Raw genomic sequence first — 11,450 nt, forward strand, 5'->3', positions numbered from 1 at the left:
GAAATGGGGCGAAAGTCTGTGGACTCTGTGTAAGACAGTACATGGTTTTTTAACTGTGGTATGCGACGGTGGTGGAAGCAGAAACTTAAATCGTGAGGTTTAGGAATCGCCGCACTTTTAGGGCGGCGAGGATGTCAACAATGTTCCCTTCTTTAATGCCAAGGTGTTCTCTGAAAGCAGATTTAATTAACTCCTCTCGACGACTAGCTAAAAGCCTGTTCCACTGTCCAACTTTCATTCCAGAGAACTGTGTTCGATAAACACGCTTTTTAAAATCCTCAATTCCTGGATGTAAAATCCTGTCCATTTTGGCAAAATTATTGTCTAATCTATATTTGAAGCGAGTGATCAGTTCCCGCAAGAGCATTTGATACTCTGGTGTCGGCTTATAAAGCCTGCCATCATTTCCCCAAGAATTAACTATTTCTTCAGCTTGAAATAGTTCTTCGTCCGTTCCTTGAAATTTGTATCTATTCGTATTTGTTTGTTGCAAATTTGCTCTCCTTTGGCTTGTATCTTCGGGTTCTAGAACAAGGTAATCAGGAGGATTATGATAATGATCATCTCTCGCTTTAGCCACTGAAAAGCCAGAGACAACGCATACATCTAGAATCTTGGGTTTGCCATAAATTACCGCTTCGGGCAGCCAAGCTATTAGAGAAACGTAGGTTTGATCAAACTGAAAATGATTTTGACTATCTTTGAAACGGGCTGTTATTTCAGTAGCTAATGGGAACCATGCTTTTATTTCTAATCCTGGGTAGGCTGGATGCTACCTTAGTAAACAGCTTGACACCCCTAGTGTAGCGGACGGTATGGAGTCTTTGGTACAATGGCGAAGGTTACTCGCTGCTGCTGATCTGGAACGATAGAAAGTTTGGGCAGAAGTCAACACACTGCCTCAAACTCTGCTATGCTGACTACGTTGAAGATTATCGAGGTTGGCAAGAAACTATGAGGCGCAGTCAACGGGAACTAGAAGAACTTTTGAGCGATTCTCCTAGTTTAAAACCCTACTGGGAGCAAGTATTTTTAGATTGCTATGCCACGGCTTTAAAAAGCTGGCGAGATAACCCCGATTATCAATCCTTTAACTTTACCGATGATTGTCCTTTTCCCCCAGAAATTAGTCAGATTTTACAGAAAAAAGTTTGGCAATAAAATTATCTTTAAAAGTTTGTCAGTGGGGTTAGGACATAAGAATCAGTCGTCAGGAGATTATTTTTATTTATTCTTCCCACTTCATAATTCATAATTTATAATTCCTAATTCCTAATTCCTAATTCCTAATTCCTAATTCCCACTCCCTAACCCCTCATCCCTTCTACTGATAACCAATGCTCCCTACCGTTGAGACTTTAATTATTGCCGTCGAAAAAGCCGACTCAGCTAATGAGTTACTAACCGCCGTGGAAAATTTAGCCGCCGCCAAAAGTGAGGCGGCAATACCCACCCTTACCGATGTCCTGAGATATAATAACCCCGGTGCCTCCGTGGCAGCCGTGGACGGTTTAATCGCCATCGGCAAAGCGGCGGTTCCCTATTTACTAGCCAACCTAGACGGTTATAATTATGGGGCGAGAGCTTGGGCAACCCGCGCCCTAGCGGGAATTGGCGATGTGCGAGGATTGGACTTATTGCTTGATGCGGCGGTGAGTGATTTTTCCTTTAGCGTGCGGCGAGGGGCGGCTAGAGGCTTAGGAAATATAATTTGGTCTGATTTGGAGGAAAGTCGGGTTTCTGAGGCTCAGAATGCGGTTTTTGCAGCACTGGAGAAACTTTTGCAAGGGGATCCAGAGTGGGTGGTTAGATATGCGGCGATCGTCGGATTGCAGGGATTAGGAACTGCGGCGGCGGCATTTCGCGGGGCGATTCGGGAACTTTTAGGACAGATTCGGGAGACAGAAGCGGAAATAGTGGTAAGATTGCGCGCCGATCAAGCTCTGGAACACTTACAATAACCCTAAGTCACAAAGTAGAAAAACTTATTTCTCTACAGGGAGAAACAATTACACTAACATTCTATGAAATATTGGCAGGAAATTTTAGCGATCGCTCAACGAATTTTAGTGGAATTAATCCGGCGCGGGCGTAGCTTAATCCTCTGGGGCATTTTCCCGATCCTTGTCCTGCTCTTAAATGGCTATATTATGGCAGAAAAAGGCAAAATTGAGCTTGCTGAGGCAATGGCTCTGGCTACTCCTCCCACCCTCGTCGGGGCGGCACTTTTCTTTAGTTGTTTGGGGGGAACCGTGGCAACGGTAGTAGCAGAAAGGGAACAACAAACGATTAAACGGTTATTTTTATCGCCTTTAAGCGGTGTTTCCTATTTTATCGGCATTTTTCTCGCCCATTGTGCGATTGCCGCCTGTCAGACAGTTTTAGTTTATTCTATTGCTAAACAGTATGGAGCCACTTTTAAAGGCTCAATTCCTCTAGAATTATTAATTATTTTCCTTAGTATTACCGCCTATGTGGGTTTAGGATTTATCCTCGGTACTCAACTGGCGAAAAGAACCGAAGATGTTAATGCTTTGGTGGGAACTTTTGGGGTTCCTTTATTAATTTTAGGCGGCGTTTTTCTCCCCACTGCTTTATTCCCCGACAATATTCTATCTCTGGCTAAATATAACCCGATCTACCACATGAATGAAGCTTTAATTGCTGTTTGGGCAAAGGGCGAAAATCTGCAAGATATTAGCTCTCATTTTCGCTTTCTCTGTCTCTTTGCTTTAGCTATGGTAGCAGGTGGTTGGCTTACCTATCGACAAATGTTAAACCTTGAACGCCGACTGTAAATCAGTGATCAGTGATCGGTTATCAGTTAGGTAGGGTGGGTTAGGCGGAGACAAATTATCAGACTTAATCATTAATTTATCTATTCGCCGTAACCCACCATCAGTTATTCAGCTTCTTAGTTTTTCAGTGTAATTAGCCAATTTCCCTGTTATTCGTACTATTACCTAGCTGACGGCTGATGGCCTAAAAAAGCCTGACTATCCTTATTACTTTATTAAAAATGCTGACTATTAATAATGTCAAAAAAAATTACGGAAGACGCTTAGTATTAGATCAATTAAACTTTCATATTGAAGCGGGGGAAATTTACGGTTTACTCGGTCCCAATGGTGCGGGAAAAACCACCACTATTAACTTAATTTGTAATTTATTAAAACCCTCATCGGGAGAAATTACCTTTAATTATTTGCCAATTTCGAGAGTTACTAAAGAATTAATTGGGGTTGCCCCGCAGGAAAATTTGTTGTACAAATCCCTTACTTGTGAGGAAAATCTCAACTTTTTTGCTCAGATTTATGGACTCGATCGCCCCCAGCGTCGTCATCGGATCAAAACCAGTTTATCCGCAGTAAATTTGCTTGATCGCGCCCGTAGTCCGGTGGAAACTTTAAGCGGTGGAATGCAGCGCCGAATGAATATTGCCGTGGCTATTGTTCATCAGCCAAAATTATTAATTCTTGATGAACCAACTACCGGTTTAGACATCGAATCTCGCTATGAAATTTGGGATTTAATCGGAGAATTACGGCGACAGGGAATGACAATTTTATTAACTACCCATCTCCTCGATGAAGCACAGCGTCTCTGTCAACGTATAGGAATTTTAAAACAAGGTCGTATTATTGCCGAAGGTAATTTAAATCAGCTGCGTCAGCATATTCCTGCGAAAGAAATTATTATCATGGATACCCAGGATCAAGAAGCTGCAATAAATCGAGGTAAACAATTAGGATTTACTCCCAAATTTTACGGCAAAGATTTAGCTTTTTGGTTAGATGAACACCTAGAATTAAGCGAGATTATTCGGGCATTCGACGGCATTAATATTGATTCTATCGCCCGTCAGACCGTACAGTTAGAACATATTTATATGGAAATTATGAATCAATTTTGAACCAGTTTTTGAGAATTAAGGTTGATGATCGGCATTTTTTCGGTAATTTACCTCAATTGAGTTAAATCGCCGTTTTTAACCGTCATATTCTTGGAAAACTGAGGCGAGTGGGCTGTTCGACCATGACTTAATCAACAGAAATTCAAGTTAAAAATCTAGACCATCTAGGATTAGTAGCTGGAATTATAGATGAAATAGGAATCGTTGAAATTATTAACGAACAAGTATCAATGGGTTCCAGGAGAAATTGTCACAGCTGGGCAAGTCGTGAAAGCGATTATCCTGAACGGATTGGGATTTGTCTCCCGATCCTTGCATTTAGGGTCTGCTGAAAAAGTTTTTCGGTGGGGGTAGGGTGTAGGGTGTGGGGGATAGGGTGTAGGGTTTTACCGATTTTCAGGGGGTCAATTACCTAATTTTCAGGGAAAAAGTGCCTAAAGTTGGCTCTTCTGGTTTCTGTGTGGAAACGAGGTCTATAATGATAGTTTCTTCAGAAAAATAGTCCCAAAAGTCTTTCTCAGTAAACATTTCACGATTCCATAAGCAAAAATTATCACAGAAAGTCGAGAAGAGCCTAAATTTCCCCCCCGATCCCTCCAATGGCTGGCACTTTTTGATTTCAAAAAAGCCTAAAAATATTATCCAACAAGGTTTTTAGATTTATTCAGCCAACCCTATCTAGACATCATCTATATCTAGTTTAAAATGGGAAAGTCCTCAGCAAGATGGAGAATTTTGGGTAGAATTTGTAGATTATTTGTTTCTTACTGAGGACTAGATTAAGCAAAAATTCCCTCAACTGATTTTCAGTCAATAAAATTAACTACTTATTTTTTTTGATTTTGTCTAATTCCGCCAATAATACCGCTGCTTCCTATAAGAATAAGGGCAACGGTTAATGAAGGTTCAGGGGTACTGACAATGCGGATTTCTATCGGAAAAGAAAAATTAAAGATTTCAAATCCTTGATTTATGGATACACTAAAATCCTCCGGATCAAGAATATCTTCAGAAACTTGTTGAATTTTGCCTCCACCGGCCGCTACATCTTGTAAAAAAGCATCAGCTATTCCAGAAGTTATTTCATCTAAACCAGCGAATTTAGAAGGGACAGTAGGATTAGTAAAAAAGACATTAGGATTTCCAAAAATACTACCAGGATTATCATCAGCAGCAGCAACAAAAATATCGGAATATCCTAAATTAATGATTTTTGTGTTTTGATAGAGCAAATAATACTCCACTGCCTCTGGATTAGAAGCATAAATAAATTCTTCAACGCGAGAACCCTGACGACCAAACCAATCTTGTCCTAAAATATCTCCCCCTAAATTAAGAGCTTGAGTTACTGAAAAACCTTCTTTCTGCCCAAAACCATAACCAATATTACCTAAAGGGATATTATTGTTATTTAAGTAATTCATTAAGTTGGGAAAACTGGTTAGACTTTTAAGGGTTGCTGAACGGGTTGCACCTGTGGGATCTGGACTATGTTCTCGGCCTGTTGCATAATAGCGACTGTTCAGGTCACCACGAAAACCAATATGTCCAGCATCTGGGGCATTTCGATCTAAATTAGAGTAACCGACATATCCTTCATTTTGATTTTGATCTCCGAAAAAGAACAGTGTTCCATTGACGGAAAGAGGACGAGTTTCCAAAAATTCTAATCGATCATAATCAAATATTTGAGCTTGTACAGTTGTGGGTATCATCAAAACTGTTGTAGTCGCAGTAGCCAAACTTAACCATTTCATTAGAGAATTACTCATGAGCTTTAAACAATCCTATCTATAACTTGAGTAGAGGTTGGGGAACAAAAAAGGGGATTAGTGAATAGACATCTCCAATAATTCTTAGAACAGAGGCTCAAACCCTCACAGCGAGCCTATAGGAATATTTTCTGGAGATGTCTAATGTTTCTTTCTAAGAATACAAGCCGTTCCAACAGCCATTAAAAGTCCAAGTAAACTACTAGGTTCAGGTACAGAAGTAGTTTTTAAGGGAACAAAACCTCGATCTCCTCTGGCTTCTCCGAATTTTAAACCGGGGATTACACTGGCCACTTGATCAGCCGTTTCTTGAGTCAAAGCTGCATTAACAAGGAAATCACTAAATTTTTGGGTGAAAATTAATTCAATGGGTTCAAGAAACCAAGTTCCCGCTTCAACATCAACCGTTGGCGCACTAAACGTATTAACACTCAAGATTGGCACATTGGTTGTCACAGTATCGATGGCAAAAAATGAGAAATAATCCGTAAAAAATACCGATAATTCCCCTAATTCTAAGGGTGAGATCAAACTATATCTCGTGGGATCAACTGCAAAGGAAAAACCCCCACTAAATTCAATTGTTCCTGATGTTGGCAAAAAGGTATCGGTTTCTTGATCAAAAAGAAACTCAAAGGTAGTTCCGCGATTACCTAAAATAGTAGAGGGTGGAACAACTGGCCAAGCAAACTCATAGCCAGTAGCAGGGGGTACTAATTCGTCTATGTTTGATAAGGTTAAACCAATTGCTTCTAAAGATATCAAAGTAGTAGCATCAAGTCGAATACTTTCTTTCCCAGAGACAAAGCGATAGGGCAGAAATTCGGCTTTTGCAGGAGATGAAGATACAGTAAGGGTTGTTATCCCAGCTATTAATGAACTCAGTAGGGAGAAAACACTAACTTTGAGTTTTTGATGCTTTAATAACCTTTGTTGTTGGTTAACGCTAAAAAGTACACTTGTTGTTACTTGATTCATGTTTTAACTCCAAGATAATTCCTGCGGATTTTTGTAACTTAATTGACTCAATCAGGGTGAGAGCATCTCAAACGCTATTGACAATTGGCTAATTTTGTGATCCGCTTGCTGTGTGGGCATTTCAAGTGATACCAGTCAATCTGAATAGTGACGAAATCGACCCATTTGGTCGATTTTTGCTTAACAATTGAGATGGCCAATTCTCCTCAAATATACCTGAATCGTCTTCTGGGTAAGCAACTTACATAAAGTTCATTTTGTCAAGGATTGTTAAGATGCGCTTACCCTGATTGATTCAATTACCTAAGAGAACAATACAAGGGAGAACCATAAAGTTCCAGATTTTTTCCGAAAAATTTTGGTTTTATAGCCTTAGGTATTAAGCTTAGAACATTTCACCCTTCTCCAGTAAAAGAGGGGAAGAGGTGAGGGGACTTTCTTAATGGGACTTTGACATTTTTACAGGCTAAAAAAGGAAAACTATTGATAAATAAGGCTTTCACCCCTTTTTGCGATTATTTTTTTGTCAAAGTCCCATTTAGTAGCACAGAGGATAAAGTGCAGGGTTTTTGATATGTTACATTATCTGAAGTTTGCACTTTTTCCCTTTTGCAAAACATTACCCTTTTTTCAAATGTTCAACTAATTCAACCGCACAACCGATGCCACTTTCATGAAAGCCATAGGAATCAATGCCTCGTTTTTTGATGTGAAAATAAGTCCCTGAGAAGTAAATAGGGCCGGTTTCATTGAGTTGATAAATTTGTTTTTGGGCCTCTAGAGTATTCATGTCATAAGCTGGATGTCGATACTTAAGAATGCGGATAATTTTGTCTTCATCAATGGCGATAGGTGGGGTATCTAAGGAAACAAAATAATCTTTCTTGGCGGTAAAATTATGGACTTTGTTAGCATAATAAGTCACATAAGTATAAAGCTTTCCTTCTTTAGTTACTTGCCCATAATTCCAGGATTGCCATTTACTGCGATCGGGGTTCATAATAACGGGATCAGTGTGAACAGTGACGGCGGTTTCATTGTATTTAAAACAGCCTAATATTTGTTTTTCTAACGGGGTTGGTTCAGCCAGCATTTCTAAGGCTTGATCGGCATGAGTAGCGATGACAACTTTATCATAAACCTCTTCATCAGTGGTGGTTTTAACGGTTACTTTTCCGTCTTCCCTTTTTTGAATAAAAACCACTTCTTGTTCAGTGCGAATGGGTTTCTTTAAAGCATCTTTGACCCTTTCAACATAACGACTGCTTCCCCCTTTAACGGTTTGCCATTCGACCGTTTTTCCCCCCAACCCTCCTTGGTCATGAGTCATAAAAAAGCTGATAAAAGTTGAAGCGGGAAACTCCATTAATAAATCAGTAGGAATTGACCAAACGGCTGACCCCATTAGCATGACAAAGTTATCTCGAAAGGCTTGGCTATAGTTATTTTTATCTAGATATTCTTGCATAGAAATTCTCGTTTTTCCTTCCCAAAAATCAGCCCGTGCTTCTGAAAAAAAACGTTTAGCTTCTTGATAACAAGCGACTAATTCAGAGGATTGCTGACGAGCAAATTCTTCCATCGGCAGTTCTAAATCTAGGGAATTAAACTGCATTCCAGTATCCAAATTATAAAAATTAAATCCGCCTAAATGATCTTGAGTCTCTGCTCCTAAATCAGCAAAAAATTTCATCAAGTTGGGATAATTAGGTTTATTACAAACCACAAAAGCCGTATCAAAAGAAATGCGTTGACCATCTTCATCCAAATCTAAGGTGTGAGCATGACCGCCGACACGACTACTTTTTTCATAGACATCAACCTCATATTGATCTTGAAGATAATAGGCGATGGGAGAGCCAGAAATACCCGAACCAATGATTGCTAATTTTTCCATGATTTTGTCCTTGAATAAATTGTGAAGGTGGTTAATTAGTGTAGTTAAAATTCAAGAAACTTTCCTAACTATTCTCCGAAGAATGTTGATAGTCAGGATGGGACTTTTGGGACTGACTTAAACTCAGCAAAAATAAGACAAAAATGACTAACATTAATGAGAAGATATACCGAGTTCCCATCATGGTCATGACAATAGCTGATAGAATGGGACCGGCGGTACAACCTGCACTATAAATTAAGGTAAAGACAGCACTCCCGGAGGATAATTCATTAAGGGTAACGGTAGAACCAATCAGGGCTAACGATAAGGGAAAAATGGGACTCATTCCTACCCCAGAGACAAAAGCTAAAAAGGGGGTAATCATGGGATTTTCGATTAAAGATAAGCCAAAAACTGAAACAATTACAATAATTACACTACCGACTAAAACCTTAACTTTCCCCATCTTATCGGCTAAATGAGTAATAGGAACGGTTGAAATTAATCCGCCTAAAATAAACAAGCCAAAGATTAAACCCATGCGCTCAATACCATAGTTTTGTTCGAGTAAAAAAAGTGGATAAAGAGAAACTAAGGTGGCAACACTGAAGCCATAAGCAAAAGCTCCTTGTAGGGGAAGTTTGAGCTTTTGAATAATGCTAAAGTTGGGCTTTTGAAACTTAACCGTTTTCTCTGGTAATCCAAAAAAGACAACAACAATTCCACTTAAAATCAAGCCACTTCCTAATAAAAAAGTTATCTTAGGAGAAAGATTATAGGCGACTGCTCCCATAATCGGACCGATACCAAAACCTAAGCTAAAAGCTAAAGCATCTAAACCATTAACCATGGCTCGATTTTGATCATTACAAAAATAGTTAATAGCGGTTTGTCCAGAAATCAGATATAAACAACAGGCCAAACCCATAACGCCACGAATGATAAACCAAAGAGATAATTGAGTAGTAAAGGCAAATAGAGGTGCAGTTATTCCCATTAAAAGGAATCCTAACATCATGGTTTTTCTTAATCCAATTTGGCGAAGAATGCTAGCCACAATCGGTGTTCCTGCGGCAATGACAAAAAAGTAAAGAGTAGAATTTGCTCCAATAACAATATTGTCGTAACCCTTTTCTTTCATAAGGGTAGAAACAAAGGGATTAAATAACCCTAGGGAAATTCCCGATAAAAAGGCCACTAAATAAAGGGCGGGAAGTCCAACAGAAAAGGGAGAATTGGCATTTTTAGTCATCATGGGAAAATTCCAGCACAAGGTTTATAAGCGGGTTTTTAAAGAGGTGTGGGACGATAAAAATGATAGGGAGACGGAAGATTAACCCCCTGTAACTTCAGACTTTGCAGACGATAGAGATAAGCTGCACCGCGCATAATATGAGTTGCTACATCCACCACTTGACGATTTTCGGAAAATTCTAAATAAGTTCCTCGAACCCAATCGTTAAATGAACCCATCGCCGGACCACACCAAATTTGATAATCCATTGTTCGTTGTGGCTGTCCACTGGTTGCCCAACGAGAAGAAAGCCCTAAATACCAGCGAAAAATTAAAGCCATTTTCCGTTTAGGATTATTATTCGCTCGTTCAATTTGTTCGGGATCTCGCTCTTGAAAATAAGCAAGGGTTTCTTGCCAAACTGCCTCTAATGGTTTTTGGAAAATTTGCTTTTCTATGGTTTGACGAACCTCGGTCGGAATGGCATCAATTCCCTCATAAGTTTGATACAAATCATATAATTTTTGCGCGCGCATGGGGAATAAACTTCCCCGTTTTAAGAGTTGAACTTTCACCCCCATTTCAAACATATCAGCACAAGGGGCCATTACCACATCGGCCATTGCTGCTTGGGCTAATAATTGTTTGGTATGTTCAGATGTTCCCGCTTCAATACAAGCATGATTCACCGAACCCGTCACAATGTAACTCGCTCCCATCATAAAGGCTGCTAAAGCTGATTCTGGGGTACTAATGCCACCGGCCGCCCCCACTCTAATAGAACGCTCATACTGATATTGTTGTTGAATCTCATTGCGTAAGGCAATAATAGAAGGGAGAAGGCAAACCAAAGAACGATTATCTGTGTGACCACCAGAGTCAGCTTCAACGGTTATATCATCGGCTAAAGGAACTTTTTCAGCTAAAGTTGCTTGTAAGGCTGTAATTTGTCCCTGTTCAACTAAAGCTTTCAGCAGTTTAGGGGGAGCAGGTTTTAAGAATTTCTGAGCAACTTCGGTCCGAGAAATTTTGGCAATGATCTTATTTTGGGTTTCAATATCGCCTTGAGAATTTAGATGTAATCCTGATGCTCGGTAACGGACAATATGGGGGGTTAAATCCAGGTAAGCAGAGGCTTCAACAGTTCTTACCCCATATTTGAGGTAAAGTTCCACTGAACCCCGTTCTAGGGCTTCCTCTGAGGGGCTATGGATTAAATTGAAGGCATATCGTCCATTGGGTAAAGCTTCTTGAATGGTGTGAATGGCTTTTTCAACCCGTTGGGGAACTAACCCGGCTGCCCCAAAACTGGCTAAAAATCCAGCTTTTCCCAAAGAAATCACCAAATCTTCGGAAGCGATACCCCCGGCCATTGCACCGGCTGCATAAGCATAGTCTAACCCATGAAAGTCACAAAAAGCGCGATCGCCTAATTGTTGGGGTGATAGGGCATTAATCATGCTACGGGGCAGTATATCAGCATTAGGTTCGTGAGAAAGTCCTATCTGGTTATTTTTGACATATACATAACAAGGCTGCTCTAAATTGGCTAATTTTTCTCGAATTCCTTCACTATCAAAGGAGATAGATGGTTTAGGGGAGCTAGTAAGAGGGTTATGGCTAGTTAACATGGGGTTTATTTCTCCATTGTTGTTGACTTTAAACTGACGGAAA

9 protein-coding genes and 2 pseudogenes are annotated in these 11,450 nt (G+C 39.9%); 5 read left to right on the top strand and 6 right to left on the bottom strand.

Annotation, left to right across the window (positions count from 1 at the left end):
- Window positions 1-85: 85 nt before the first annotated feature.
- Window positions 86-580, bottom strand: a complete 495-nt coding sequence (locus IM500_RS15485) for a hypothetical protein (RefSeq protein WP_287738889.1) — start codon at window positions 578-580, stop codon at window positions 86-88.
- 317 nt (window positions 581-897) lie between these two features.
- Here IM500_RS15485 and IM500_RS15490 point away from each other — a divergent pair.
- The 5 genes and pseudogenes from IM500_RS15490 to IM500_RS15510 form a co-directional block, all read left to right on the top strand.
- Window positions 898-1,161, top strand: a pseudogene (locus IM500_RS15490) (DUF29 family protein); the annotation flags it as partial.
- Window positions 1,162-1,337: 176 nt separating this feature from the next.
- Window positions 1,338-1,961 (top strand): C-phycocyanin alpha-cysteine-84 phycocyanobilin lyase subunit CpcF, encoded by a 624-nt coding sequence (gene cpcF, locus IM500_RS15495; protein WP_190721039.1) that lies wholly within the window; start codon window positions 1,338-1,340, stop codon window positions 1,959-1,961.
- 63 nt (window positions 1,962-2,024) lie between these two features.
- Window positions 2,025-2,798, top strand: coding sequence for an ABC transporter permease (locus IM500_RS15500; protein WP_002761938.1), 774 nt, complete (start codon window positions 2,025-2,027; stop codon window positions 2,796-2,798).
- Between the two features lie 221 nt (window positions 2,799-3,019).
- Window positions 3,020-3,913 carry an ABC transporter ATP-binding protein gene (locus IM500_RS15505; RefSeq protein ID WP_002761936.1) on the top strand — a complete coding sequence of 298 codons (894 nt, stop codon included), beginning with the start codon at window positions 3,020-3,022 and terminating at the stop codon, window positions 3,911-3,913.
- A 140-nt stretch (window positions 3,914-4,053) separates the two neighbouring features.
- Window positions 4,054-4,234, top strand: a pseudogene (locus tag IM500_RS15510) (DUF4277 domain-containing protein); the annotation flags it as partial.
- Between the two features lie 506 nt (window positions 4,235-4,740).
- Here the strand turns inward: IM500_RS15510 and IM500_RS15515 are convergent.
- The 5 genes from IM500_RS15515 to IM500_RS15535 all read right to left on the bottom strand — a co-directional run bounded on the left by IM500_RS15515 (window position 4,741) and on the right by IM500_RS15535 (window position 11,407).
- A complete protein-coding gene (locus tag IM500_RS15515) occupies window positions 4,741-5,685 on the bottom strand; it encodes a hypothetical protein (protein WP_287738891.1) in 945 nt (314 codons plus the stop codon).
- 141 nt (window positions 5,686-5,826) lie between these two features.
- Entirely contained in the window at window positions 5,827-6,663 is an 837-nt protein-coding gene (locus IM500_RS15520) for a PEP-CTERM sorting domain-containing protein (RefSeq protein ID WP_190721045.1), read from the bottom strand.
- Window positions 6,664-7,282: 619 nt separating this feature from the next.
- Window positions 7,283-8,560 (bottom strand): NAD(P)/FAD-dependent oxidoreductase, encoded by a 1,278-nt coding sequence (locus tag IM500_RS15525; RefSeq protein ID WP_287738893.1) that lies wholly within the window; start codon window positions 8,558-8,560, stop codon window positions 7,283-7,285.
- Between the two features lie 64 nt (window positions 8,561-8,624).
- Window positions 8,625-9,797, bottom strand: coding sequence for an MFS transporter (locus IM500_RS15530; RefSeq protein ID WP_190721051.1), 1,173 nt, complete (start codon window positions 9,795-9,797; stop codon window positions 8,625-8,627).
- Window positions 9,798-9,832: 35 nt separating this feature from the next.
- On the bottom strand, window positions 9,833-11,407 hold the full coding sequence (locus tag IM500_RS15535) for a PfaD family polyunsaturated fatty acid/polyketide biosynthesis protein (protein ID WP_190721054.1): 1,575 nt from the start codon (window positions 11,405-11,407) through the stop codon (window positions 9,833-9,835).
- Between the last annotated feature and the right edge of the window lie 43 nt (window positions 11,408-11,450).

Source organism: Microcystis sp. M179S2 (assembly GCF_020245805.1).
Lineage (GTDB): Bacteria > Cyanobacteriota > Cyanobacteriia > Cyanobacteriales > Microcystaceae > Microcystis > Microcystis aeruginosa.